A 25730-nucleotide genomic window follows, 5' to 3' on the forward strand; every position below is an offset into this window, starting at 1 on the left:
AAAGCCCGTTCAGTCAAGGCGCCCGTGTCCCGTCAGAGCAGCGCGCCACACCCGAGCGTCGTCTCCAGCGCCGTGCGCAGCCGCTGCTTCAGCTGCGGCCGGCCCATGGTGCCCCTCAGCGGGTTCAGCTTGTTGCGCACCTCCGTGAGGTTCGCCACCGTCACGCCTTGCCCGGTCGCGGCGATGTAGGTGACGCCCTGGGTCCGCAGGGGCGAGAAGAAGTGCTGGCGGTTGTGGGGTTCGAACAGGGCCCCGGGGACCGCGTTGTGCTGGCCGCCGTACCACGTCAGCCATTCGAACAGTCCCTGGCCCATGGCATGGACCTCCGTCCCCAGGGTGCCGTTCATGTTCTGGGTCATGCCCTCCGCGTGCGCGCGGCACATGTCCGTCGTCATCAGGAGCACGCGCGCCATGGGGGCGACGTTCTGGAACTGGTTGAGCCAGGCGTCCACCCGGCCCGTGTTGATGGCGGTGACGATGCGGTCCACCTCCTCGCGGATGCCGGCCAGGATGTCGTTCGGGTACGTGGCGGCCTGGACCCAGGGGCCGTGGGGCGCGGTGCTGAAGCCCGCGTTGACCTCCTGCTGGTTGTAGGGCGCGGACACCGCGCTGGCCTGCCACTGTCCCCGGTAGAGGTCGGTGGTGAAGACGCCGCCCACCATGCTGTGCGGCGGCGGGGCGATGCGGAGCACCTGGGACAGCGCGGCGTGGGCGATGGGGTTGTCGAGCGGCCCCGCGGGGTAGTTGAAGCCCATCTCCGCGTCGATGAGGTGGGGGCCCTGGGCCGTGGCCATCACGTTCTCGTGATGCAGGTCGGTGATGCCAAACACCGCAGACACCGTGATGAGCCGGCCCAGCTTCCGGAAGTACGTGGGCTGATTCCCCAGGGCGATCTGCCGCGTCTTCGCGACCATCTGCATGTAGCCGTATTCCCCCCGCGCGTGCGGAAACGCGACGATGCGGATCGCCGGAAGGTCCGCGTCGAGCGTGGTGAAGAGGCTGTCGGTGTACGGCATCAGGGCGGGGTAGTGCGTGCGGCAGATTTGGTACGACTGGGGGTCGCCCATGAGCAGCAACTGGAAGGTGAGGTCCGACGGCTTGTAGACGACCCGCCCTCCGCAGGAGAACCGCAGCAGCGCGACGCGGTGGCCCGTGTGGTGCGGGTCGCTGCCGGTGACGTCCACGTCGGCGAGGCCTCCGGCGATGCCGAAGGCGTTCTGCAGCAGGGCGCGGTCCCCCATGATGCGGCTCACCAGCGAGGCGCCGAAGTCCACGTGGGCCCGCACCATGTCCTGGATCATCCGCCAGACGCGATCCGCCGGAGTCTCCGCGAGCGTCTTCACCGTGCCCAGTGCGTTGCGGCCCAGGCTCCAGGCGAAGCTGAGGGGACGCAGGTTCCAGGCATTGTCCACGGCGCCCCACTCCCTGCGCGCGGACAGCCCGGCGGCCGCCGAGCAGGGGCCATACAGGTCCATCGCCGTGCGGTGGAGGAAGTTGTTCGCCAGCAGCGTGCCTATCTGGCTCTGGAACCCCGCCAGCTTGAGCACGCCCGCCAACTGGCTCACCACCTGCTTGAGGGCGTCCTTGATGAACGGCTTGACCGCGTTCACGTGCGGGGGAGCGCCCTGGATGATCGCCGTCCCCATGAACGTCGTCACTTCGTTCAGCGCGTCGTTGATCTCGGTGTCGTACATGGCGGAGGGCCCAGGGGAGGGACAGGAACGTTCACTGTCGCTCACTCTACGCCACCCTCCGGGGCGACCCATCCATCTCCTGTCCAACACCCGCACGGCTTCGCGTGACCCGTCCCGGGCGTGCATGGGGACTTGTGGTCTTGGTTGACAACATGGGTCCATGTTGTCAAAAGAGTCCATATGGCCGTGGATCCGAAGCCCCCCTCGAAGCCCTCGGATGATGCGCGGCGGCGCAAGCTGCTGGAGGCGTCGCTCGGGGTGTTCGTGCGCTTCGGCTATCGCAAGACGTCGATGGAGGAGGTGGCCCGGGCGGCGGATGTGTCCCGCCAGGGGCTCTACCTGCACTTCTCCACCAAGGAGGAGTTGTTCCGGGCGGCGGTGGAGTACGCGCTCGGCAACCACCTGGAGGCGGCGCTCGCGGCGCTGACGGCACCGGAGCGCCCGCTGGAGGCCCGGCTGGTGGCCGCGCTCGAGGAGCGGTTGGGTTGCTACATCGGACAGATGGGGGCGGATGCCTCGGACCTCATCGAGACCAGCGGCGTCCTCACGGGCTCGCTCCTGGCCAGCCACGATGCCCGGTTCGAGAAGGCCCTGGCCCGGGCGCTCTCCGACTCGCCGTTGATGGCCGTCTATGCGTCCGCCGGACTCACCGCGCCGCAGCTCGCGCGGACGCTGCACGCCACCGCGCGTGGTTGGAAGCACACGTGCACCTCGCGCGAAGCCTTCGTTGAGCAGATCACCGTGGCGGTGCGGATGCTGTTCGCGCCGCTGCGCCAGGGCCGCTGACGCGCCCTGCCTTGTCGTTCCCTCGTTGCTTGACGCACGGAGGCCTCTCCCATGAGCGAAGCTCTACCTTTCGGTGCCCGTTCCACGGCGGAGGATGTGCTCGAAGGGGTTGACCTGAAGGGGCGCACCTTCCTGCTCACGGGTTGCAACGCCGGCCTTGGCGCGGAGACCCTGCGAGTGCTCACCGCGCATGGCGGACACGTCATCGGGCTCGCGCGTTCGCTTGAACAGGCGCGGGAGGCGTGTGACCGGGTGGGGGGCTCGACGACACCTGTCGCCTGCGACCTGGGGAACGTGGCCTCGGTCCTCGCCGCGGTGGAGACCGTCCGCGCGCTGGGCCGTCCGCTGGATGCCATCATCGCCAACGCGGGGGTGATGGCTCCCCCGAAGCTCGAGCTCCGGTACGGCGTCGAGCAGCAGTTCTTCGTCAACCACCTGGCCCACTTCCTCCTCGTGAACCGGCTGGCCGACCGGGTGCCGGACCGCACGGGCCGCGTCGTGGTCCTCAGCAGCAGCGCGGGCGTCAACCAGGCGCCCCGCGAGGGCATCCAGTTCGACAACCTGGACGGGCATCGCGGCTACAAGCCCGTGGCCTTCTACGGCCAGTCGAAGCTCGCCAACGCGCTGTTCGCCCGGGAGTTGTCGCGCCGGCTCGCGGACCGGGGCATCTGCGTCAACTCGCTGCACCCGGGCGCGGTGCGCACCTCGCTCACGCGGAGCGTGGGCTTTCCGTTCACCCTCATCCTTCCGGTGGCCCGGCTGTTCATGAGGTCCGTCGAAGAGGGCGCGGCGACGCAGACGCTGCTCGCCGCGAGCCCCCGCGTGGACGGCCTCACCGGGAAGTACTGGGTCGACTGCCAGGAGGCCCGGGGCCACAGGCTGTTGGAGGATGCCGCGTTCGCCCAGCGCCTCTGGACCGTCTCCGAGGACCTGTTGCGCCCTCTCTGCTGACGGGCGTTGCCTCCAGGAGCATGGCCAGGGCCGTGCCGGCGCTCAGCGCAGGACGGGCTTGCCCGCCAGCAGGTCGCGGTGCAGCGCTTCGCTCAGGATGAACCGGCCCTCCTGTCCCAGCAGGTGGGCGGGGAGCACCGACGCGAAGTCGCCGACGACGGCCTCCGGCACCACCTCGCGCCAGGTCTCGTCGTCGGTGATGAGCGTCTCCACCGCGAGGGACTTGAACTCCACCTGGTGGCCTTCCTCGATGAAGACCCTGGCGCTCAGCTGTCCGCCCACGCCCAGCGTGTCCATGTCGAACGAGTTGGCGTACAGCACGTTCGCCACGGTCAGGCTGCCCGTCACCCGGACCTCCGAGCCGCAGACCAGGTCGCGTGCGCGCAGGTCGCCCAGCACGTAGAGCTTGGAGCAGTCATCCTCGTTCTGGAACGCATCCGACAGGCAGCCCTTCACCGTCAGGTTCCCCACGACGATGAGGACCTCGTTGGCCTCCAGCGCGAAGTCGCCGTCGAGCTCCAGGTCGCCTTCGCGCAACGCGAAGTGGAGGTCCTCCGCGTCGTCCTCGAAGGGCGTCTCCAGCAAGTCTGCGAGCAGTTCGTTGGCGCGGGCGCTGTCGGTCGGTTGGAAGTGGCTGGCCATGCGCCGCAATCTACCGGAGGACCGCTACGTCACCGGCGGGAACTGGGCCGCCCTGGAGCGCGTACGGCAAGGACGTCTCCGAGGTCCAGGTGAAGAAGGAACTGGCCGGGTACGTGAAGCAGTCCGGCGCCAAGAGGGTGATCATCCCGCTCGCCCATCATGCGGGAGATCGTGGCCGCGGACGGGACGCCGATTGGCAGCGTGGCATGCACAGCAGATGACACAGAAGGCGCCCCCGGTCGCACTCCAGTAGCCACCCGGCGCCGGAAACACGAAGGCCGGTAGTCCCGAGTTTCCTCAAGAACTACCGGCCTTTGTGAGTGAGCGGCGGAAGGGATTCGAACCCTCGACCCCGAGCTTGGGAAGCTCGTGCTCTACCAACTGAGCTACCACCGCGGGTGATGCGTGAAGCGGGGCCCAAAGTAGGGGCGGGGCCCTGCCTTGTCAACGGGAAGAATCGCCCGGTGTCTGGCGAACCTTTCCGCAGGCGGCGCAGTACCGGGCCTCAGGGGTGCGCAGCGGTTTGCCGCAGTCCGTGCACGGCGGTCCGTACTGCGCGATGCGGTGGTGAATCACCACGTTCGGATGGCAGCCCGCCTGGCCCGTCAGCCGCTCATAGGCCTGGCTGACGGGGGCGAAGCGCGCCTCCATGGTGGGCTCCGACGAACGGAACGCGGCGCGGTAGAGGTTCGACACCTCCTCGAACTCCACCTCGTCCAGCATCGGCACCTCCTGCTGGCATCTCCAACACCACAGCGGCTTCATCGCGAACCCTCCGGCTACTCGCCCTCCTCGACGGTGAGCTGGTACGAGTCCTGAAAGTTCGCCTCGCGGTTCTTCGCGTCGCGTACCTCGAAGACGTAGACGCCCGGCTCCGCGCTGTAGCGGATGGTCTCCGGCAGGTCGCCCTTGGCGCGGTCGGACGTCTGCACCAGGGTCAGCTTTCCGTCCGGTTGCACCCGGTGCAGGTAGAGCCCCACGTCCACCTTCAGGATGCCCAGCAGCGTCGCGGTGATGGCCGTGCGCACCGGCCGGTCGGACAGGTCCACCCGGAAGTAGTCCACGTCCTTCGCCGGGTACACCGTGCCGCGCACCGCCTTGCCCAACGTCAGGTCCTGCGCGCGGTCGGCGGTGTTGTTGGGCTCGCGCTCCTCGCTGCCGTTGTCCGGAACCGTCGTCACGCTGATGCGGTAGGGCTGGTCCGCGTTCTCGAAGTCCTTCACGAACTTGCCGTTCACCTTCCGGAAGGAGCCCTCCACCCGGAAGTAGCAGGTGCCGCTGCACGCCACGTTGTTCAGCCGCTCCGGCTCCTTGATGGCGCCGTCGTTGGCCTTGAGCAGCACCGTCTCCTTCTGCCCATCCCCCTGCGGCGGCTCCACCATCGACAGCGTCAGGTCCAACCGGTCCACGCCCGACAGCTCCACCTTCGCCAGCACCGGCTCGCGCGCGTTCAGCACGTAGTGGTCCACGTCCGACTTGGGCGACAGGAAGCCCTCGCGGAAGCCCGCGCCCGTCAGCGGCGTGGCCTTGAGCAGCTCGTCATTGGGCTCCAGCTCCGCGTGGGCCCCCGCCTCCTCCTGGGACACCGTCAGCGTGTAGGGCACCTGCGCGTTGTACGTGCGACGCTGCGCCTTGCCCGTCCCCGTCCAGCCGCCCTTCACCACCACGTAGACCACCCGGTCCGTGGCCCTCACGCCGATGTTGCGCAGCGCGAGCGGCTCGCCCTCCTTGCCCTGCAGGGTGAAGAGCGGCGCCTCCGCGGCGGACAGCACCGAAATCTCCGGCCGCACGCCCTCCACGGCGGACAGCTCGATCTTCAGCGCCACCGACGGCACCTCCGGCTCGGGAGGCGGGAGGCCCGCGTCCGCTGCCTCGGCCGCCACTGCCCCGCCCAGCTCCCCGGGCGCCGTGGGCATCGCACCCTCAGGGGGCGGCGCGGGCGGCTCTCCGCCTCCGAACGTGCCCTCGGGGGAGGGTGCCGCGCTGTCGTCGATGACCGGCGTCTCGTCCGGCACGGACGGCGGCGGCACGGCCGCGGGCGTCGAACCCGGAGCCTGCGCACCCGGGGCCTCGGGCGTGGTGCCCGGGGCTCCGCTGTCCTGGACGGCGGGGACTTCACCCTCGGGCGTGGCGGGACCGGGCAGCTCCACCCGGTACCAGTCCTCGTCTCCGGAGTGCCCCAGGAACGCCGTCACCGTCTGCCCCAGCGGCAGCGCGGCGGCGTCCACGGCGCGGTCGTTGGGCTCGCGCTCCTCGCCGTCGTTGGGCTGGCGGTACTTCACCTCCAGCGTGTACGCCCCGCCCGTGCCCTTGCGCGCGGGCGACACCACCAGCCAGCGCTCCTTCTCCACGTAGAGGTTCGGAAGGCGCTCTCCCTTGCCCTCGCCCTCGCTGTTCACGCCCACCAGCCGGTTGCGGTCCTGGTCGTAGACGTCCAGCTTCACGTCCCCGCCCGGCAGGCCCGTCACCGTCACGTCCGCGATGCGCGGGGTGCCCGGCGCCAGCCGGTACCAGTCCTCGTCCAGCTTGTTGGGCTCCGCCGCCAGACCGCCCGTCACCACGCTGTCACGCGTGACGGCCAGCGCCTGGTCGGGCCGCTCGTTGGGCTCCTTCTCCGTGAGGGCAGAGGGGCCCGTCTCCTCCACGCCCGCGTCCGGCGCCTCCTCCGGCACGTCCTTCTTGCAGGAGGCCACCCCCAGCAGCCCCAGCCCCAGGACACAGACCCAGCCCCAACGTCGCATCACGTCTTCCTCCTCGGTCGGTCCGCCTTGTCGGCCTGGGCGTGTCCGGGTGTCAAGCACCCCCAACCCCCGGCGGGCCGCTTTCATCCGCGCCCCCGGACGTCACCTGCACAACGCCAAGTCCGGTGGTGACGGAAGGTGCACACCCGGACTGGAGCGACGGGGCAGGGACGATCCAAGATGCGCCCCATGCGACGCCTGTCCCTGGCCTGCCTGCTGCTCGTGTCTCCGTCCGTCCTCGCCGCCGCGCCCGCCGCGCCCGGCTATGCCCAGGCGGAGGCCTGGCTGGAGAAGGAGGCGCGCCCGGACCACTACGTGCCCCTCAACCTCCTGGACGGCCGGGACACCACCGTCTGGTGCGCGGAAGGGGAGAAGCCGTCCCACGTCTTCATCGGCTTCAAGGAGCCCGTCACCCTGGACGAGGTGCGCGTCTACACGGGCGACGGCACGTCCCGCGACGCCTTCAAGGCCAACGGCCGCGTGCGCAAGTTCACCCTCACCAGCGTGGACGCGTCCCGCAGCGTCACCGTGCAGGACAAGCGTGGCCTTCAGGCCGTGCCCCTGTCCCAGCCGCTGTTCGGCGCGCGCTTCATCCTGGAGGTGGCGGACCGCTTCCCCGGTACCAAGGAGGACAGCCCGGTGTGCCTCACCGACCTCGTCCTCTACTCGGGAGGAAAGCCCCTCAACGGCCCCGCGCTCGCGACCCGGTACAAGTACGATGCGCGTGTGGCCCCGCTCGTGGGCACCTGGTTCGGCGGCCATGAAGGCGCCCCGGAGCGCTTCCTGTCCTTCTTCGTGGACGGGACCTGGCGCTTCTCGCTGGAGCCCCTGGAGACGCCCGAGCCCACCACCGTCGTCAGCGGCACCTACACGGTGTCCGGCAACAAGGTGACGTTGGACATCCCGAAGAAGGGCAAGGTGACGGCCCGCTTCGAGCGGACCCCCGCCGGCGAGGGGCCGAAGGCGGCCGCCGCGCTGTCGCTGGACGGGACGCTCCCCGAGGAGTGGGGAAGCGCCTTCCGCGGCCAGCCTTGAGCACAACCGGGCGCCTGGAAGAACCGGGCGCCCACCGAGCTTGGAGCCTGGGGCCTAGATGGCCGCCTTGGCCTTCCGCTTCGCGTCGAAGTTGCGGAAGAAGGTGACGATCTCCTGCTCGGCGGCCTTGACGTCCGTGGCGTCCGCGAACTCCGATTCCAGGAAGATGCCGCCGCAGGACTCGCAGGTGTCGTAGTGCAGGGGGTGACTCCGGTCCCCACCGTCGATGCGCACGAAGTCCACCTGGCAGTCCGGGCACTGCCCTGTCAGGGCCTCCGCGTCGACCTTGCCCCCGAGTTGCTCCAGACCGGGCAGGTTGTTGTGAAGGAGGATGCGGCGCAGGTCCGAAACATCGGTCCACAGGCCTCCGCAATCTCCACACTTCCGCAACGTCTCGTCGTGATCTCCTTCGAGATCAGTCATCTCGACGCTGCAACCGGGGCAATTCATGGGGCGGCTCGTTCTCCTGAAAGGGGGAGCCCAGAGTGCTCCCCAGTGAATGGAGAATGATAGGTCGCCCAAAAATTGGGATGCAACCCGTGCGGCGGCTTCTGTTGGCAACGTGCCTTCAGCCGGCCCCCAGGACTCAGGCCCGCTCCTTCACCCGGCGGATGTCCGCCCCCAGGCCCCGCAGTTTGCGCTCCAGCCGCTCGTACCCGCGGTCCAGGTGGTAGACGCGGCTGACCTCGGTCTGCCCGTCTGCCCGCAGGCCGGCCAGGATGAGCGACGCGCTGGCGCGCAGGTCGGTGGCCATCACCGGCGCCCCGCTGAGCCCCTTCACGCCCTTCACCACCGCCGTGTGCCCCTGGATGGTGATGTCCGCGCCCAGCCGGTGCAGCTCCGGCACGTGCATGAAGCGGTTCTCGAAGATGTTCTCGGAGATGACGGACGTGCCGTGGCTCACCGTCATCAGCGCCATCAACTGCGCCTGCATGTCCGTGGGGAAGCCCGGGTGCTCCGTGGTGGTGATGTTCACCGACTTGAGCGACCTGGGCGCCTTGCAGCGCAGGCCCCCGCCCTCCACGGTGATGGTGCAGCCCGCCTCGCGCAGCTTGTCGATGACCGCGTCCAGGTGCTCCGGGCGCGCGTGCTTCACCAGCACGTTGCCCCCGCTGATGGCCGCCGCCACCAGCAGCGTGCCCGCCTCGATGCGGTCCGGGAGGATGGCGTGCTCCACCGGGTTCAGGCACTCCACGCCCTCGATGGTGATGACGGACGTGCCCGCCCCCTCCACCTTCGCGCCCATCTTGTTGAGGACCCGCGCCAGCTCCTCTACCTCCGGCTCGCGCGCGCAGTTCTCCATCACGGTGCGGCCCTTCGCGAGCACCGCCGCCATCATCACGTTCTCCGTGCCGGTGACGGTGATGACGTCGAAGTTGACCATGCCGCCCTTGAGCTGCTTCGCCCGGGCCTCCACGTAGCCTTCGGTCAGGTGGATGTCCGCGCCCAGCGCCTTCAGGCCCTTGAGGTGCTGGTCGATGGGACGCGCGCCAATGGCGCACCCGCCCGGCATGGACACGCGCGCCCGGCCGTAGCGCGCCACGAGCGGCCCCAGCACCAGGACGCTGGCGCGCATGGTCTTCACCAGGTCGTAGGGGGCCTCCGGGGTGATGTCCCCCGCGATGCTGATTTCACAGGTGTCCGCCTTCCTGCCGGTGAGCCGCTCGGCCTCGCAGCCCATCGTGCGGAGCACCTCCAGCATCGTGGCCACGTCCGCCAGGTCCGGCACGTTGCGGAAGGTGGTGGTGCCGTCCGCGAGCAGCGCGGAGGCCAGGATGGGCAGCGCCGCGTTCTTCGCGCCGGAGACCTCCACCTCGCCGTGCAGCGCGGTGCCACCCTTCATGACGATCTTGTCCATGTCTTTTACGTACCTTCTTTGCGTGCGGCTGCCGGGCCGCGCGTCCCGTGGCCGTCAGGCCGCGGGCTGTGTCCCGAACGCCATGCGTTCACGCCGCTCCAGGTCCTTCTCCACGCGCGCGTCCGAGTAACCCGCGGCCCGCAGGAGCTCCAGGACGGCGCTGCCCTGGGTCTCACCCATCTCCAATGCAAGCAGTCCGCCAGGCTCCAGCACCCGGCGGGCGCCCTGAATCACCCGCCGCAGCGCCACCAGCCCGTCCGGCCCGCCGTCCAGCGCCAGGCGGGGCTCGCGCCGCACCTCGGCGGACAGCCCGGCGATGTCGCCGGAATCGATGTACGGCGGATTCGACACCACCACCCGGAACGTCGCGTCCGGGGGCAGGGGCGAGAACAGGTCGCCCTCCAGCACGCTCACGCGCTCGGCCACGCCCAGGGCCTGCGCGTTCTCACGGGCCAGCGCGCACGCGTCCTTGGACAGGTCCGTGGCCAGCACCGTCGCCTGGGGCCGCTCCGCCGCCACGCTGATGGCGATGCAGCCGGAGCCCGTGCACACGTCCAGGACGCGGGAAGGCGCGTCCTTGGGCACCGAGTGCAGCACCGCCTCCACCAGCAGCTCCGTCTCCGGTCGGGGGATGAGCACGCGCGCGTCCACCTTGAACGGGCGGTTGTAGAACTCCTTCGTGCCCGTCAGGTAGTTCGTGGGCTCGCCCGCCATCCGGCGCTCGATGAGCGCCTTGAAGGCGGACAGCTCGTCCTTGGACAGCGGCCGGTCCAGGTCCACGTACAGGCGCACCCGGCCCGTCTTGAGCACGTGCGCCAGGAGGATTTCCGTCGTGAGCCGGGGCGCGTCCACCCCGCGCTTCTCGAAGTGCCCCGTCGTCCAGGTGAGGAGCCGACGGATGGTCCAGACGTCGCTCATGCTTCGCTGGCGGGACGCCCGCCGCCTGTCTGCGCCTTGAGGGCTTCGGCCTGGTAGTGGGTGCGGCAGGCGGTGATCACCTCGTCCACGTTGCCCACCATGATGGCCGGCAGGTTGTGCACGGTGAGCCCGATGCGGTGGTCGGTGAGCCGGTCCTGCGGGAAGTTGTAGGTGCGGATCTTCTCGCTGCGGTCGCCCGTGCCCACCTGGCCGCGGCGCATGGAGTCGCGCTCGTTGCGGATGCGCTCCTGCTCCATGTCGTAGAGCTTCGCGCGCAGCATGCGCAGGGCCATGGCGCGGTTCTTCCCCTGGCTCTTCTCCTGCTGGCACTTCACCACGATGCCGGACGGCTTGTGGATGAGGCGCACCGCGGAGTCCGTGGTGTTGACGCTCTGGCCACCGGCGCCCGTGGAGCGCATCACCTGCATCTCGATGTCCGCGGGGTTGATCTGCACGTCCACGTCCTCCGCCTCCGGCATCACCGACACGGTGATGGTGGAGGTGTGGATGCGCCCCTGCGTCTCCGTGGCCGGCACGCGCTGCACGCGGTGGACGCCGGACTCGTACTTGAGCTGGCTGAACACGGCGTCCCCGGAGAGCGTCACCGTGGCGTCCTTCACGCCGCCGGCGTTGCCCGCGCTCATGTCCAGGATGTCCGCCTTCCAGCCCTTGCGGTCCGCGTAGCGCAGGTACATCTGCATGACCTCTTCGGCGAAGAGGGCCGCCTCGTCGCCGCCCGCGCCCGCGCGGATCTCCAGGATGACGTTCTTCTCGTCATTGGGATCCTTGGGCAGCAGGAGGATCTTCAGCGCGGCTTCCTGCTCCTCGCGCTGCTCCTTGAGGCCCGGCAGGGACTCCTTGGCGTAGGCCTTCTCGTCGGGGTCGGAGCTGGACAGCCACGACTCCACCTCCGACAGGTCCGCCAGCACCTTGCGGTAGCCGCGGAAGGTCTCGACGAGCTTCTCCAGCCCGGCGCGCTCCTTGGACACCTTCTGGAGCTTCGCCGTGTCGGCGAGGATATCGGGGTTCGACAGGTCGGCCGTGAGCCGCTCGAAGCGGCGCTCGACCTCTTCCAATTTGTCAATCATGCGTGGTTCCCGGGGCGTCTTGCCCCGTTGGGCGCCCCGTGGCAAGGGCCGAGGGCGTCAAGGAAAACCTTGGCCGTATGGGCAGCGGCATGTAAGAACGGCCCCCGTCGCCGCCCGGTGCGGCTTGAATCACGCTCAACACGGAGTCCTTCCACATGGCCGCACAGAAGGGGAATCGTTCCAAGAAGAAGCTGAAGAACCGCGCCAAGACCCGGAAGGCGCAGCTGAAGCGCCGCCGCACGCGCTTCAAGCGCGGCCAGCGCAACAACAAGTAGTCCCGAAAGCTACTGCCCCCCTCTCACACTGGAGGAGGGGGGCGGCTGGCTCCCTGCTCCCTCTGCGTCCAATGCGGGGAGCATCCGCTCCAGCCCCGGCGTCTCCTGCGACGCGGTGCGCAGCAGCGTCATCACCCCATCGGCCTCGGCACCCGTGACGGGCACCGGCTGGACGGGGAACTCGGGGTAGCGGTCGGTCCTGAGGGGCAGCACGTCACTGGAGACATAACCCGTGGAGTCGAAGCGCGCCCGCCACAGGACGCTGCGCTTGTCCCGGGGGTTCCAGTTCCCGCCGAACACGAAGTTGCCCAGCGAGTAGACCACCGGCCTGCCCTGGTACAGCTCCATGGACTGGAGCACGTGCGGGTGGCTGCCCAGCACCCCCGCCGCCCCCGCGTCGATGGCCGCGTGCGCCAGGCGCACCTGATACGGCTCCGGGGTGGTGTTGCCCTCGATGCCCCAGTGGAAGAAGGGGAGCACCAGGTCCGCCTGGGCCTTCGCCGCCGCGATGTCCTCGCGCAGCATCCGCTCCATCACCTCCACGTCGGAGAAGTGCCCCGCCACGCCCGGCGTGGTGTCCGTGGCGTAGACCTCCCGGGGTTCGATGTTGCGCGTGCCCAGGAAGAAGTAGCCCAGGAACGCGACCTTCAGGTCCCCCACGGTGAGGACGGCCGGGCGGCGCGCCTCCGCCAGGTTCCGGCCGGCGCCGAAGTAGGGGATGCGCGCGGCCTCCAGGGAGGTGAGGGTGTCCAGGAGCCCCTGCGCGCCGTAGTCCATCATGTGGTTGTTGGCCAGGCTCACCACGCCCACGCGGCCCGCGGTGAGCACGTTCACCAGCTCCGGCCGAGCGCGGAAGTTGAAGTTCTTGGGCAGCTTCACCGTGCTGTCCGTGTACGGGCACTCCAGGTTCACGACGAACAGGTCGCCGGAGTCCACGATGGGCATCACCTCGCGGAAGCCGTACGCGAACATCTCCTCGCGCGTCTTCCCCTTGGCCACCTGATCATCGAAGTACTCCTCGTAGTGGTAGCCCACCGTCACGTCGCCGCCCACCACCAGCGTCACCGGGCGGGCGAGGGCTGGAGGGGCCGGCTGGCCAGCGGGATGTCCGGTATCGGACCCGGCCGGCGGGGCAGGGGCGGCCTCGGGCGGCGGGGCTTCCGTGGCGGCGCCAGGCTCCAGCCCCGGGGGAGGGGAGGCGGGCGTCACGGGGCGGGGGTGACAGGCGGAAAGCGACAGCAGGAGCAGCAGGGCGGCGTGGCGCATGGGCAAGGGGAAACTCTACCTTGCACGGGGAAACGCGCGACGCGTAGATTGCCGCGCGCTCATGGCCCGGGAAAAGGACAACATCGCTCTGTCCGACGAGCACAACACCCGCGGCATCGAGCTGGCGGACCGGGGCTGGCTGGACGAGGCCATCAAGGAGTTCAAGAAGGCCATCGACCTGGACCCCACGTCGGCGCACGCGCACGACAACCTGGCCACGGTCTACGCGGAGAAGAAGCAGTTCCGCGAGGCGCTGGGCGAGTACCTCACCGCGCTCAAGCTGGAGCCGGAGAGCGCCACCGCGCACTACAACCTGGCCTGCTTCCTCTCCACCCACGCCAGCGAGATGGCCGTGGAGGAGTACAAGGAAGCCATCGAGCTGGATCCGGAGTACCCGGACGCCCACCTCAACCTGGGGCTCACCTACGCGGACCAGGGCCGGGTGGAGGAGGCGATGCGGGAGCTGCAGGCCGCCATCGAGCTGGACCCGCAGGACGCCTTCCCCCGGCACGAGCTGGCGGCGCTGATGATGGATGAGGGGGACTACCGCTCCTCCATCACCCAGCTGAAGGAAGTGGTGCGGCTGGAGCCGGACAACTTCGAGGCGCAGCTGGACCTGGGCATCTGCTACGCCCAGAAGGGCTTCTACGCGGAAGCAGAGCGCGCCTACGAGCGCGCCCGGGCGCTCAACGCGGAAGACCTCCTGCTCAACTACAACCTGGCGGCGCTGTACGCGCTGTGGGGCCGTCCGAAGGACGCCGTCCAGTACCTGCAGAAGGCGCTGGCGGCGGACCGGCAGAAGGTCCTGGGGTGGCTGTCCGCGGACCCCATGTTCGACGTGCTCAAGGGCGATCCGGACTTCGAAGCCCTCTTCTGAGGGAATCACACATGGAATGGGTTTTCCTGGGGCTGGCGCTGCTGCTGGTCGTCGCGAACGGTTTCTTCGTGGCGACGGAGTTCGCCATCGTGAAGATCCGCGCCACGCGCCTGCAGTCCCTGGTGGACGAGGGCACGCCCGGCGCGGCCACGGCCCTGAAGATGGTGACCGAACTGGACGCGTACCTGTCCGCCACGCAGTTCGGCATCACGCTCGCGTCGCTGGGCCTGGGCTGGCTGGGTGAGCCCGCGTTCGAACACCTGCTGCACCCGGTGGTGGAGAAGGTGCTGCCGGAGGCGCTGGCGGCGAAGTACGGCTCCACCGCGGCGGGCATCATCGGCTTCAGCATCATCACGTTCCTGCACATCGTGATGGGGGAGCTGGCGCCCAAGAGCGTCGCCATCCAGCGCGCGGAGCAGACGACGCTCGCGGTGGCGCTGCCCATGCGCGCGTTCTACTTCCTCTTCTACCCGGCCATCCGGCTGCTCAACTGGCTGGCGGGGCTGGTGCTCAAGGCCTTCGGCCTGCACTCGGCCAGCGAGACGCACGAGGCGACGAACGAGGACGAGCTGCGCGTCATCCTGCACAGCTCCGCGCAGGCCGGCGCCATCACCACGGCGCGGGCGGAGCTGTTGGAGCGCGCGCTGGAGATGGCGCAGAAGACGGCGCGGCAGGTGATGGTGCCCCGCAACCAGATGCGCTACCTGGACGTGGAGGAGGCGCTGGACAGGAACGTCATCGACGCGCGGGCGTCCGGGCACACGTGGCTGCCGGTGTGCCGGGGCAACCTCGATGAGGTCGAGGGCGTGGTGAACGTGAAGGACCTGTTCTTCCTCCTGTCGCGCGGCGAGCTGCGCAGCCTGTCGCAGGTGCAGCGCCCGGTGCTCTTCATCCCGGAGAACGCGACGCTGGAGCAGCTCTTGACGGAGTTCCGCCGCCGGCGCCGGCAGATCGCCATGGTGGTGGACGAGCACGGCGGCACGTCCGGGCTGGTCACCATCGCGGACGTGGTGGCGGAGGTGGTGGGCGACGTGGCGGAGCTGGGCCGGCGCGTGGAGGAGGTGCGGGCGCTGCCGGGGGGCCGCTTCGAATTGCCCGGCACCGCGCAGCTGGACGACCTGGAGGCCCAGCTGGATGTCACCTTCGACCTGAGCGACGACGAAAAGGGCGAGGTGACGACCATCGCCGGCTACCTGATGACGAAGCTGGGCCGGGTGCCGGAGAAGGGCGACAGCCTCAAGCTCGACATGTGGCGCATCCTCGTGGAGGAGGTGGACGGCCCCCGCGTGGTGCGCGTCACGGTGGAGCCACAGTCGCGCCCCACGGCGGTGCCCAAGGACGGCAGCCGCTCTCCGGAGCCGCCCGTGCCCTCCGGCGAGACGGGGTGAATCGCTAGCTCTTGGTGGGCTTCACGGCCTTCTTCTTCGCGCCGCCCTGGATGGCCGCCGGCTTCACCTTGGCGTTCGGCCGGTCCACCTTGAGCAGCTCCAGGTTCGTCTCCCCGTCCGTGGTCAGCTTCACGATGCCCACGTCCGGCGCGAACCACATGAAGCTCTCCATGGAGCGGCCCTCCGCGCCGGGGCGGCTGGCGCGGGCCGTGGTGACGTTCTTGATTTTGAGCGCCTTGAAGGTGCCCGCCGCGACGGTGATCTCCTCCTCGCCCACCACCGTGGCCTCCTTGTCGAAGGTCGTGGCGATGATGGGGCGCAGGCCGCCCTTCCTGGCCGGCGGCTGGAGCTTCACCGACAGGCTGTTCTTCCAGGTGCCCCCAGGGACCATCACGGACGGCGCCGGCACGGCCGCGCCCTCCGCGTTCACCACTTGAACGTCCATGCCGGACGCGGACAGGAGCGTGCCCTCCAGGCCGCCCAGGCCCGTGCGGACGCCTTCGGAGTCACAGGTCAGGTCCGTCTGCCCGCTGCGCCCCTTGAGGCTCACCGCCAGCGTGGCCTTCACCGTCCCGTCCGGGTTGGGGGCGACGTCCTTCGTCGCCAGCACCAGCTCCGACGAGCGGCCCGCCCGGTAGGTCAGCGACAGGCCTTCCTCCATGGGAAACCAGGGGTTCGGACAGGGGGCCGGCGCCGCCGCCGCGACCATGTCAGACCGGGGTGCTACCTGGGACGTCGGGGACGCGCCCACGAGGAGCGACATGGCAAGCAAGGGCTGAAACGTAGGACGCCTCCAGAAAGATCAACAGGAAGGTAGGGTGGGTCGGCTGCTTTGCAAGGGTGACGCAGGGTCGCTCACCTACCGGCCTGTAGCACTAGACATAGGGTCATGCGTGGCATGGTCACGCTTGATCCGCGGTGGGGTGCGTTGGTACTCCTGCCGAACGCTGCGGAGCCGATTTTCCGGCCTCGCGCGCGTTTTCACGCCGCCTCACCGTCGGCCGTAGGGAGCACGCTGGCATGCGAATCAAGCGCCTGGACATCACCGGCTTCAAGTCGTTCATGGAGCGGAGCGTCTTCTCCTTCGACGAGGGCGTCACGGGCGTCGTCGGCCCCAATGGGTGTGGCAAATCCAACGTCGTGGACGCCATCCGCTGGGTGATGGGCGAGCAGAGCGCGAAGAACCTGCGCGGCCGCGGCATGGAAGACGTCATCTTCAACGGCTCGGAGAACAAGCCGCCCCTGTCCATGGCGGAGGTGTCGCTCACCTTCCTCGTGGACGACACGGACACGCTGGCGCCCCAGTACCAGGGCTTCAGTGAGATCACCGTGACGCGGCGCCTGTTCCGCAACGGCGACTCCGAGTACCTCATCAACAAGACCCTCTGCCGCCTGCTGGACATCACCGAGCTGTTCCTCGGCACGGGCGTGGGCACCAAGGCCTACTCCATCATCGAGCAGGGCCGCGTGGGCCTCATCGTCTCCAGCAAGCCGGAGGACCGCCGGCACCTCCTGGAGGAGGCCGCGGGCGTCACCAAGTACAAGGCCCGCCGCAAGGCCGCCGAGCGCAAGATGGAGGCCACCGAGGCCAACCTCCTGCGTGTCAACGACATCACCGGCGAGCTGGAGAAGCGGCTGGACACGCTGTCGCGCCAGGCGAAGAAGGCGGAGAAGTACCGCAAGCTCAAGGCGCGCATGCGGGAGATTGATCTGCACTCCACCAGCCACCGCTCGCTGGAGCTGATGGCGGAGAAGCGCGTGCTCCAGTCTCGCCTGGAGAACCTGGGCGGCGAGGAGCGCGAGGGCCTGGACAAGGTGAAGGAGCTGGAGGAGGTCATCACCCGGCGCCGCGCGGAATTGGACGCGGAAGGGGCGGCGCTCCAGCAGTACGCCGGCGAGGTGCACGCGCTGGAGAGCGCCCTGCAGCGTGAGGCGCAGGAGCTGTCCTACGGCCGCCGCGACTTCGAGGAGACCGGCACGCGCGTGGAGTCCGCGCAGGCGGAGCTGGACGCGCTGCTCGCGCGGCAGGCCGAGGTCGTGCGGACCATGACGGCCCGCGAGGCGGAGCTGTCGGGCATCGCCGGCTCGTACAAGGAAGACGAAGTGGCCATGGCGGTGGCCCTGGAGGAGCAGCGCCGCGTCTCCGTGCTCCAGACGGAAATCTCCCTGCGCCTGGAGCAGGAGCGGGCGGGGCTGGTCGCCGTGGCCACGCGCCTGGCGAACCACGAGAGCAACCTGGTCAACCTCGCGCGCCAGCGCACGGACCTGGAGGCCCGCCGCGCGAAGCTGGGCGGTGAGCTGGAGGCCCTGCGCGCCCAGGAGCAGGAGCTGGACTCCGTGCGCACCCAGGCGGCGAAGCACGTGGAGGACACGCGCCACCTGGCCTCCGAGCTGGCCGAGCGCCGGGGCCATGAAGAGGAGGCCCTCACCCGCACGCGCGAGGCCTTCACGGAGAACGAGGTCCAGGTCATCGCGCTGCGCGAGGAGCTGAGCGACAAGCGCAGCCGCCTGTCCTCCCTGGAGGACATCCAGAAGAACTACGACGGCTTCGACCGGGGCGTGCGCGCCGTCATGGTGCGCGCGGCGGAGGCGGCCCGCGAGCAGGGCATCTTCGGCCTGGTGGCGGACGTCCTCACGGTCCCCTCCGCTCGCTACGAGCGCGCGGTGGAGGCCGCCCTGGGTGAGCGGCTCCAGCACGTCATCGTGGACAGCCGCGAGAAGGGCGTGGAGCTGGTGGAGTACCTGAAGGGCCACGCCGAAGGGCGCGGCACCTTCCTGCCGGTGCCCTCTGGCGAGCAGGCCCGGGCCTACGTGGAGCCGGACCTCTCACGCCCGGGCGTCCTGGCGCACGCGCTGAAGGAAGTGTCCTGCGAGCCCGCGCTGGAGCCCGTGCTCAAGCTGCTCCTGGGCGACGTGGTCATCGTCCAGGACCTGGTCGCCGCGCGCGAGTACGCGGAGAGCACCCCCGTGCCGTGCACGTTGGTCACGCTGGAGGGCGAGGTCTTCCGCACGGACGGCTCCATCACCGGCGGCGAGCGCGAGGGCGCGGCCGTGGGCGCGCTCCAGAAGAAGCGCGAAATCGCGGAGCTGGCGGCCGAAGTGGCCCGGGTGGAGGAGCGCTACAACGAGATCCTGACCCGCCACTACACGCTCCAGAAGCAGATGGGGCAGGCGGAGGCCGTCCTCAAGGGCCTGGGCAAGGAGCAGCACGCGGAGGAGGTCAACCTGGCCAGCCAGGAGAAGGACCTCCACAAGGCGAGCGAGGACCTGGCCCGGGTGCGCGAGCGGCTGCGCTCGCTGGAGGGCGAGGAGGGCCAGTTGTCGCAGAGCCACACCGCGCTCGCCAACGAGGAGGAGTCCAGCCGCGGCGAGGTGGCTCACGGCCAGGCGGACCGCGAGGCGCGCGAGGAGCGCGTGCGCCAGTACGCCGGGGAGCTGGAGGGGCTGCGCCAGCGCGCGGACATGGCGTCCTCGGACCTGATGGGCCTGCGCGTGAAGGTGGCCGCCGGCAGCGAGCGCGGCGAGTCCGCCCGCAAGGAGCTGGAGAGCCTGGTGGCGCAGCGCCGGGACATGGAGGCGCGCGTCAGCCGCCTGCAGGCCACGGTGACGGACGGCCGCACCAAGGTGGAGCAGCTGCAGGGCCGGCTCGCGGAGCTGGAGTCCACCAAGGAGCAGCGGGCGGAGGAGCACCGCGTGGCCGCGGAGGCCCTGGAGTCCCGCCGCACCGCGCACACCACCGCCACCACCGAGGTGCGCGAGCAGGACACCGCCTTCCGCGAGCTGCGCGGCCGGCTGGACGAGCTCATGCAGGGCCTGTCGCAGATCACCCTGCGCGAGAAGGAGATTGGCCTGGAGCTGGAGCACCTGGCCGCCGGCATCCGCGAGCGCTACCAGTTGGAGCTGTCCGCGGAGCTGCACAACTACCACCTGCTGGCGCCGCTCTCGCCGGAAGTGGAGAGCGAGCTCAAGGACCTGCGCGCGCAGGTGGAGAAGATGGGGGAGATCAACCTCACCGCCATCGACGAGCACGAAGAGCTGTCCAAGCGCTTCGAGTTCCTCTCCACCCAGCGTCAGGACCTCCAGGCGTCCATCAGCCAGCTGAAGGAAGCCATCGTCCGCATCGACGCGACGAGCCGCGAGCGCTTCAAGCAGACCTTCGACGTGGTGAACGACAAGTTCCAGGCCATCTTCCCGCGCCTGTTCGGCGGTGGCCGGGCCAGCCTCATCCTCACGCAGGAGGGCCCCAACGGTGAGCCGGGCGTCGAAATCGTCGCCCAGCCGCCGGGCAAGAAGCTCCAGAGCGTCAACCTGCTCTCCGGTGGTGAGAAGGCACTCACCGCCGTGGCGCTCATCTTCGGCATCTTCCTCATCAAGCCCACCCCCTTCTGCCTCCTGGACGAGGTCGACGCCCCGTTGGATGAGGGCAACGTGGGCCGCTACAACGACATGGTGAAGGAGATGAGCCGCCAGTCGCAGTTCATCCTCATCACCCACAACAAGCGCACCATGGAGATCGCCGACACGCTCTACGGCGTCACCATGGAGGAGCCCGGCATCTCCAAGCTCGTCAGCGTGAAGATGCGCGAGGCCTCCGCGCACAACGACGACAAGGTCCCCGCAGCGTCGTAGGGCGCGCGGCAGGGCAGGGCTTCAGACTCGAAAAGAAGACGGGCGCCCCGGGATGTTCCCCGGAGCGCCCGTTGTCATTTCAGCGGCTCGAAGGCGAAGGACTACTTCTTCTTCGCCGGCGCGTAGCTCTTCTTCGGGCAGGCGCCCTGGTCCGCGGCCAGACGCTGCTGGGCGGCGGAGAGGTCCTTCTGGGTGTTGGCCAGGGCCTCCTGGCTGGCGGTCTCCACCGGGGCCCAGTCTTCCTTCTGGGCCTTGAGCTCCTGCACCAGCGTCAGGGTCGTCTGGTCCACCGTCTCCTGCGCCTTGAGCGCGTCCACCCACTTGGTGGCGGAGTCCACCAGCGCCTGGCACTTGGAGGACAGCTCGTCGAAGAGCTTGTAGTCCTTCGTCTTGGTGTACTTCTGCACGACGGCGTCATACGTGTCCGCCGCGTTGGTGCGCGCGCCGAAGGCGATGGCGGACGCGGCGGCCGTCTGGGTGCGCGCCAGCTCCAGCTGGAAGAAGCGCAGCTCCGGCGGCATGCTCGCGGCGGCCTCCACCGGGGCCTGCGAGTTGAAGAACACGAAGCGGAACGGGAACTTCAGCTCGCCCGTCGTCGTCGCGGGCATGGCGGCGATCTTCGCCTGCATGCAGGACGCCAGCTGGTCGCCTTCCGTGCTGCCGGAGGGCTTGAAGACGACCTCCGTCGGGTTGGGCTGGCCCTTCACGATGTGGATGTCGGCGCTCAGCACCGGCGGCGTGGACGCCTTGAAGCCGGCGTAGCAGTCACACCAGCTCTTCTGCGCCAGGCGCACCGTGCCGGAGAAGTCCGAGCCCTCGTTGATGCCCATGGTGACGGACGGGTTGTTGGCGGTGGCGTGGTCGTACTCGTACGAGGCCTCCACCGGCTTCGCGTCCGCCGCCAGCGCCGCGGGCTTCACGTGCGTGTCCAGCACCTGCTGGATGCAGCCAATGCCGGCCGGCGTGAGGTTGTCACTGGTGACGGCGTGCGTGACGCCCTGGGCGTTGACGGTGGACTTCACCGTCACCTTGGTGCTGGCCGCCGCGCCGCGGTTGGCCGGATCCACCAGGCACTCCAGCACGTCCGGACGGACGCTCAGGAGCGCGCCCACGAGGACACCCTCGTTGGCGGGGGAGGGCAGGGTCCGCTCGTGCGGGAAGCAGGTCGCCAGGTCGAACGGGGGCTGGTTGGTGATGCGCAGCCGCTCTTCCTTGGTCATCTGCTTCTGACCTTCGGTGGCTTCGGTCTTCTGCTGGCCGGCACAGGCGGCGGTGAGGATGACGGAGGCGACGGCGAGACGCTTCAGCATGGTGAGGCTTTCTCCCGGTTGGGGTGGTTGGGACTGCGGTCGGGCGCTCACTTCTCCAGGCCCTCGGCGTTCTTGAGGTCCTTGAGGCGGAGCCCGTTCTTCTTCAACAGGCGGTAGAGGCTCTGCATGGACAGGCCGGTGCGCTGCTCCGCGGCCTTCATGTCGAAGGCCACCTCGCGCATTACCTCCGCGAAGTACAGCCGCTCGAAGTCCGCGAGCACCCGGTCCTTCGCTTCGTGGTACGGCATGCCGGTGACGATGGCGGCCACGTTGGTGGCGGGCTCCGTGCCTTCCGTGCGCTTGGGCGCGTGCGCCAGGAAGTCCAGCCAGCTGGTGTTGCCCGTCTCCTGCATCAGCGCGCCGCGCTCCAGCACGTTGCGCAATTCGCGCACGTTGCCCGGCCAGTCGTAGCCCTCGAAGAGGGCCAGCGTCTGCGGCGTCAGCTCCAGCGCGGCCTTCATGCCGCGCGACAGGGCCTGCGACAGCGTGGGGATGTCGTCGCGGCGGGTGCGCAGGGGCGGCAGCCTCACGCGCGCCACCGCGAGCCGGAAGTAGAGGTCCGCGCGGAAGCGGCCCTGGCGCACGTCCTCCTCCAGGTTGCGGTGCGTGGAGGCGATGACGCGCACGTCCACCGCCACCGGCTGCCCGTCCAGCGACGGCACCTCGCGCGTCTCCAGCACGCGCAACAGCTTGCCCTGCACGGACATGGGCAGCTCGCCCACCTCGTCCAGGAAGAGGGTGCCGCCGCGCGCCGCCTCGAAGATGCCGCGCGCGCCCTTGTCCTCGTTCTCCCCGGCGCGCAGCCCGCCGAACAGCTCGCGCTCCGCCTTCTCCTCGGAGATGAGGTTGCAGTCCACGACCTTGAAGGCGCCGTGGCGGCGCAGCGAGTGCTGGTGCACCGCCCGCGCGGCCAGCTCCTTGCCCGTGCCCGTCTCGCCCTCGACGAGCAGGTTCATGTCCTCGCGCGCGATGCGGCGCAGCTCCGTGAAGACCCAGCGCATCTTCTCCGAGCTGCCCACGAGCTGCCCGAAGGACTCCGCGCCAGCGACCTCCACCTCCGTCGCGCGGGCGGCCACCTTCACCGCGAGCTTCGTCTTGCCCAGCTCCACCTTGTCGCCGCTGGTGACGAAGGCCTGGAGGATGCGGCGCCCGTCGAGGAACGTGCCGTTGCGGCTGCCGGTGTCGCGCAGGAGCAGCCCCTGCGGCAGCCGCTCCACCTCCAGGTGACGGCGGCTCACCGTCGGGTCGCTCAGCACCAGGTCGCCCTCGGCGTCGGAGCCCACGCGCACCAGCGCGTCCCGCGTGGTGACCTTCTTGCCCTTGTCAGGACCGCCCACCACCTCGACCGTCCACTCGTGAAGGGGGACGCGAGTGGCCTGTGCCTCGCGCTCCGCGTGGACGGTTTCGGTGACATCCGGTCTGTCAATCATGGTCACGAACCCCTGGTCGCAACGGGGCGTGGGGGGCAAAAACACCCCTCGTCGCCCTGAATCCCGCCTCTTTAGGGGGGACTGCACACAGGGGGCAAGTGGAACAAGTAGACGCGGAAACGTCCGTTGAAGATGAAGACAGAAGGGGCCCGGCCGCCCCAACCGGGGACGTCGGGCCTGCCTCCTGGATTTCCCCTCGCCTCAGTACTTCGCGGGTGCGTCGCTCGCGGGGAACGACTCCTTGGACTGCTCGTCCACTTCGTCGTCGCCGGGGCTGCCGCCGGAGCGCACGCTCGCGTTGGTGGGGCCCTTCACCTCGCGCGTCGGCACCTCCGCGTTCGCCCTGCGCTTCGTGCCCTTGGACTCCGCGCCCGAGGTGGCCGCACGGCCCGTGCCGGCCTGCGCGTTCACCATGCGCGTGCCCAGCAGGTTCTTGGCGCGCTCGGCCAGGTTGCGCTGCTCGTCCTGCCAGTCGCGGAAGAGCTGCGCCAGCTCCTGATCCCCCGCGGCCTCCGCGTCGCGCAGGTACTGCGCGCTCACCGACGCGCCCTTGAGCAGGTGGTAGAGCGTGCTGATGAGGTCGTGGTGCTCATCCCGGGTCCCCGTGACTTCCTGTCCGCCCGCCATGCTGTTCCTCCCGTGAAAGGGGGTGAATGCCTTGACGGAGAAGGTAGGCACGGAGGACGCGGGTGGCGTCCGGGCACGGGGCCCGGCCGCCTGGCTGCTCAAGCGTGGAGCATGGGGTCCAGCTTGCCCTCGCGGTCGAGCGCGGCCATGTCGGAGTAGCCGCCCACGTGCGTGTCGCCGATGAAGATCTGCGGCACGGTGCGCTGGCCGCCGCTCATCTCCACCAGCTTCGTGCGGGCGTCGTCGTCTCCGGTGACGTCCACCTCTTCGTAGGCCACGCCCTTGCGCTTGAGCAGGTCCTTCGCGCGTACGCAAAAGCCACAGTAGGTCGTCGTGTAGATCTTCACGGGCTTCATGGAATTCCTCCGGGTCTCTTGATGCCAAACCTAAGGGGCCGTTGCGCGCGTGGCCACGATCTTCCCTCGCGCCTGGTCCCTTGAAAACACGACGGCCCCCGGAACCCTGGTGGGCGCCGGAGGCCGTCAAATCCCGTCCCCTGATGCGGCGGGGAAGGGTGGGGCGACTACATGCCCATGCCGCCCATACCGCCCATGCCACCCATGCCGCCCATGCCACCGCCGGCGGCGCCCTTGTCGTCGTCCGCCTTCGGGCGCTCGGCGACCATGGCCTCCGTGGTGAGCATCAGCGAGGCGACCGACGCGGCGTTCTGCAGCGCGGTGCGGCTCACCTTGGCCGGGTCGATGACGCCCGCGGCCAGCAGGTCCTCGTAGGTGCCCGTGGCGGCGTTGAAGCCGAAGGGACCCGTGCCCTCCTTGACCTTGTTCACCACCACGCTGCCCTCCAGGCCGCCGTTGCCGACGATCTGACGCAGCGGCTCCTCGACGGAGCGACGGATGATGTCCACGCCGGACTTCTCACCGTCGGCGACCTTCAGGGTCTCCAGGGCCTTGAGGCAGCGGATGTAGGCCACGCCGCCGCCGGGGACGACGCCCTCTTCCACGGCCGCGCGGGTCGCGTTGAGCGCGTCCTCCACGCGGGCCTTCTTCTCCTTCATCTCCGTCTCGGTCGCGGCGCCCACGTTGATGACGGCCACGCCGCCCACGAGCTTCGCGAGGCGCTCCTGGAGCTTCTCACGGTCGTAGTCGCTGGAGGTCTCCTCGACCTGGGCGCGGATCTGCTTCACGCGCGCCTCGATCTCCGACTGGCTGCCCGCGCCGTCGACGACCGTGGTGTTGTCCTTGTCGATGGTGACGCGCTTCGCGCGGCCCAGGTCCTGGAGCGTCAGCGTGTCCAGCTTGATGCCCAGGTCCTCGGCGATCATCCGGCCGCCGGTGAGGACCGCGATGTCCTCCAGCATGGCCTTGCGGCGGTCGCCGAAGCCCGGCGCCTTCACCGCCGCCACGTTCAGCACGCCGCGGATCTTGTTCACCACCAGGGTGGCCAGGGCCTCGCCCTCGACCTCCTCGGCGATGATCAGCAGAGGCTTACCGGCGCGCGCCACCTGCTCCAGGATGGGGAGCAGGTCCTTCATCGACGAGATCTTCTTCTCGTGGATGAGGATGAGGGGGTCGTTCAGCACGACCTCCATGCGCTCCGGATCCGTCACGAAGTACGGGGACAGGTAGCCGCGGTCGAACTGCATGCCCTCGACGACGTCCAGGGTGGTGTCCAGGCCCTTGGCCTCTTCCACCGTGATGACGCCCTCCTTGCCGACCTTCTCCATCGCGTCCGCGATGATCTGGCCGATGGTGGTGTCACCGTTCGCGGAGATGGTGCCAACCTGGGCGATCTCCTTGTTGCCCTTGGTCGGCTTCGCCAGCGTCTTCAGCTCGGCGATGATGGCGGCGACGGCCTTGTCGATGCCGCGCTTGATGTCCATCGGGTTGTGGCCCGCGGCGACCAGCTTCGCGCCCTCGCGGAAGATGGCCTGCGCCAGCACGGTGGCCGTGGTGGTGCCGTCACCCGCGACGTCAGACGTCTTGGAGGCGACCTCCTTGACCATCTGGGCGCCCATGTTCTCGAACTTGTTCTCCAGTTCGATTTCCTTCGCCACCGTCACGCCGTCCTTCGTGATGGTGGGGGAGCCGAAGCTCTTCTCGATGACGACGTTGCGGCCCTTGGGCCCCAGGGTCACCTTGACCGCGTCGGCCAGGATGTTCACGCCGCGCAGGATGGCGTCACGCGCGCGCACTTCGAAAATGATGTCCTTCGCCATGGTCTGAATCCTCTAGAAGTTGTGAGTGGGAAGACGAAC

Annotated in this window: 22 protein-coding genes and 1 tRNA gene; 6 read left to right on the forward strand and 17 right to left on the reverse strand. The window is 69.3% G+C overall.

Going from position 1 to position 25730, the window contains the following annotated elements; genetic code table 11:
* Nucleotides 1-32: 32 nt before the first annotated feature.
* A complete protein-coding gene (locus D7X30_RS17700) occupies nucleotides 33-1694 on the reverse strand; it encodes a DUF4135 domain-containing protein (RefSeq protein WP_158619287.1) in 1662 nt (553 codons plus the stop codon).
* A gap of 186 nt (nucleotides 1695-1880) precedes the next feature.
* Here D7X30_RS17700 and D7X30_RS17705 point away from each other — a divergent pair, with 186 nt between their 5' ends.
* Together D7X30_RS17705 and D7X30_RS17710 are read left to right on the forward strand one after the other, a co-directional pair.
* The gene (locus D7X30_RS17705; RefSeq protein WP_158619288.1) at nucleotides 1881-2480 is read left to right on the forward strand and encodes a TetR/AcrR family transcriptional regulator; all 600 of its coding nucleotides are present in this window, start codon (nucleotides 1881-1883) and stop codon (nucleotides 2478-2480) included.
* A gap of 51 nt (nucleotides 2481-2531) precedes the next feature.
* On the forward strand, nucleotides 2532-3431 hold the full coding sequence (locus D7X30_RS17710; protein WP_120564104.1) for an SDR family NAD(P)-dependent oxidoreductase: 900 nt from the start codon (nucleotides 2532-2534) through the stop codon (nucleotides 3429-3431).
* Between the two features lie 42 nt (nucleotides 3432-3473).
* Here D7X30_RS17710 and D7X30_RS17715 read toward each other — a convergent pair whose 3' ends face one another.
* The 5 genes from D7X30_RS17715 to D7X30_RS17730 all read right to left on the reverse strand — a co-directional run bounded on the left by D7X30_RS17715 (nucleotide 3474) and on the right by D7X30_RS17730 (nucleotide 6814).
* Entirely contained in the window at nucleotides 3474-4073 is a 600-nt protein-coding gene (locus tag D7X30_RS17715) for a hypothetical protein (protein ID WP_120564105.1), read from the reverse strand.
* Nucleotides 4074-4083: 10 nt separating this feature from the next.
* On the reverse strand, nucleotides 4084-4218 hold the full coding sequence (locus D7X30_RS43430; RefSeq protein ID WP_255424206.1) for a hypothetical protein: 135 nt from the start codon (nucleotides 4216-4218) through the stop codon (nucleotides 4084-4086).
* A 178-nt stretch (nucleotides 4219-4396) separates the two neighbouring features.
* Nucleotides 4397-4469: transfer RNA gene (locus D7X30_RS17720), tRNA-Gly, on the reverse strand.
* A 48-nt stretch (nucleotides 4470-4517) separates the two neighbouring features.
* Nucleotides 4518-4838, reverse strand: a complete 321-nt coding sequence (locus tag D7X30_RS17725; RefSeq protein ID WP_120564106.1) for a hypothetical protein — start codon at nucleotides 4836-4838, stop codon at nucleotides 4518-4520.
* Between the two features lie 14 nt (nucleotides 4839-4852).
* Nucleotides 4853-6814: an ABC transporter substrate-binding protein gene (locus tag D7X30_RS17730; protein ID WP_199724397.1), complete on the reverse strand. Its 1962-nt coding sequence runs from the start codon at nucleotides 6812-6814 to the stop codon at nucleotides 4853-4855.
* A gap of 189 nt (nucleotides 6815-7003) precedes the next feature.
* Here D7X30_RS17730 and D7X30_RS17735 point away from each other — a divergent pair, with 189 nt between their 5' ends.
* Nucleotides 7004-7849 carry a discoidin domain-containing protein gene (locus tag D7X30_RS17735; RefSeq protein ID WP_233591623.1) on the forward strand — a complete coding sequence of 282 codons (846 nt, stop codon included), beginning with the start codon at nucleotides 7004-7006 and terminating at the stop codon, nucleotides 7847-7849.
* A gap of 54 nt (nucleotides 7850-7903) precedes the next feature.
* Here the strand turns inward: D7X30_RS17735 and D7X30_RS17740 are convergent, their stop codons facing one another.
* From D7X30_RS17740 to D7X30_RS17760, 5 genes are all read right to left on the reverse strand, one after another.
* Nucleotides 7904-8299 (reverse strand): zf-TFIIB domain-containing protein, encoded by a 396-nt coding sequence (locus tag D7X30_RS17740; RefSeq protein WP_120564108.1) that lies wholly within the window; start codon nucleotides 8297-8299, stop codon nucleotides 7904-7906.
* A 136-nt stretch (nucleotides 8300-8435) separates the two neighbouring features.
* Nucleotides 8436-9707, reverse strand: coding sequence for a UDP-N-acetylglucosamine 1-carboxyvinyltransferase (gene murA / locus D7X30_RS17745; protein WP_120564109.1), 1272 nt, complete (start codon nucleotides 9705-9707; stop codon nucleotides 8436-8438).
* A 54-nt stretch (nucleotides 9708-9761) separates the two neighbouring features.
* Nucleotides 9762-10625 carry a peptide chain release factor N(5)-glutamine methyltransferase gene (gene prmC, locus D7X30_RS17750; protein ID WP_120564110.1) on the reverse strand — a complete coding sequence of 288 codons (864 nt, stop codon included), beginning with the start codon at nucleotides 10623-10625 and terminating at the stop codon, nucleotides 9762-9764.
* Nucleotides 10622-11713 (reverse strand): peptide chain release factor 1, encoded by a 1092-nt coding sequence (gene prfA / locus D7X30_RS17755; protein WP_120564111.1) that lies wholly within the window; start codon nucleotides 11711-11713, stop codon nucleotides 10622-10624. The genes prmC and prfA overlap by 4 nt, the downstream gene beginning before the upstream one ends.
* A 284-nt stretch (nucleotides 11714-11997) precedes the next feature.
* Nucleotides 11998-13254 (reverse strand): CapA family protein, encoded by a 1257-nt coding sequence (locus D7X30_RS17760; RefSeq protein ID WP_120564112.1) that lies wholly within the window; start codon nucleotides 13252-13254, stop codon nucleotides 11998-12000.
* A 61-nt stretch (nucleotides 13255-13315) separates the two neighbouring features.
* Between D7X30_RS17760 and D7X30_RS17765 the strand changes: the two genes are divergently transcribed.
* Together D7X30_RS17765 and D7X30_RS17770 are read left to right on the forward strand one after the other, a co-directional pair.
* On the forward strand, nucleotides 13316-14131 hold the full coding sequence (locus tag D7X30_RS17765; RefSeq protein ID WP_120564113.1) for a lipopolysaccharide assembly protein LapB: 816 nt from the start codon (nucleotides 13316-13318) through the stop codon (nucleotides 14129-14131).
* An 11-nt stretch (nucleotides 14132-14142) separates the two neighbouring features.
* The gene (locus D7X30_RS17770) at nucleotides 14143-15519 is read left to right on the forward strand and encodes a hemolysin family protein (RefSeq protein WP_120564114.1); all 1377 of its coding nucleotides are present in this window, start codon (nucleotides 14143-14145) and stop codon (nucleotides 15517-15519) included.
* A gap of 4 nt (nucleotides 15520-15523) precedes the next feature.
* Here the strand turns inward: D7X30_RS17770 and D7X30_RS17775 are convergent, their stop codons facing one another.
* On the reverse strand, nucleotides 15524-16180 hold the full coding sequence (locus D7X30_RS17775) for a hypothetical protein (RefSeq protein WP_233591624.1): 657 nt from the start codon (nucleotides 16178-16180) through the stop codon (nucleotides 15524-15526).
* Between the two features lie 359 nt (nucleotides 16181-16539).
* Here D7X30_RS17775 and smc point away from each other — a divergent pair, with 359 nt between their 5' ends.
* Nucleotides 16540-20148, forward strand: coding sequence for a chromosome segregation protein SMC (smc, locus tag D7X30_RS17780; RefSeq protein ID WP_120564115.1), 3609 nt, complete (start codon nucleotides 16540-16542; stop codon nucleotides 20146-20148).
* A 101-nt stretch (nucleotides 20149-20249) separates the two neighbouring features.
* On the opposite strand, the gene D7X30_RS17785 is transcribed toward smc, so the two are convergent.
* From D7X30_RS17785 to groL, 5 genes are all read right to left on the reverse strand, one after another.
* Nucleotides 20250-21458, reverse strand: coding sequence for a hypothetical protein (locus D7X30_RS17785; RefSeq protein WP_120564116.1), 1209 nt, complete (start codon nucleotides 21456-21458; stop codon nucleotides 20250-20252).
* A 47-nt stretch (nucleotides 21459-21505) separates the two neighbouring features.
* Nucleotides 21506-22888 carry a sigma 54-interacting transcriptional regulator gene (locus D7X30_RS17790; protein WP_120564197.1) on the reverse strand — a complete coding sequence of 461 codons (1383 nt, stop codon included), beginning with the start codon at nucleotides 22886-22888 and terminating at the stop codon, nucleotides 21506-21508.
* 201 nt (nucleotides 22889-23089) lie between these two features.
* Nucleotides 23090-23515, reverse strand: a complete 426-nt coding sequence (locus tag D7X30_RS17795; RefSeq protein WP_120564117.1) for a hypothetical protein — start codon at nucleotides 23513-23515, stop codon at nucleotides 23090-23092.
* A 98-nt stretch (nucleotides 23516-23613) separates the two neighbouring features.
* Nucleotides 23614-23871, reverse strand: a complete 258-nt coding sequence (gene grxC, locus D7X30_RS17800) for a glutaredoxin 3 (protein WP_120564118.1) — start codon at nucleotides 23869-23871, stop codon at nucleotides 23614-23616.
* Between the two features lie 167 nt (nucleotides 23872-24038).
* Entirely contained in the window at nucleotides 24039-25691 is a 1653-nt protein-coding gene (gene groL / locus D7X30_RS17805) for a chaperonin GroEL (protein ID WP_120564119.1), read from the reverse strand.
* Nucleotides 25692-25730: the final 39 nt, after the last annotated feature.

Source organism: Corallococcus sp. AB011P (assembly GCF_003611605.1).
Classification (GTDB): domain Bacteria; phylum Myxococcota; class Myxococcia; order Myxococcales; family Myxococcaceae; genus Corallococcus; species Corallococcus coralloides.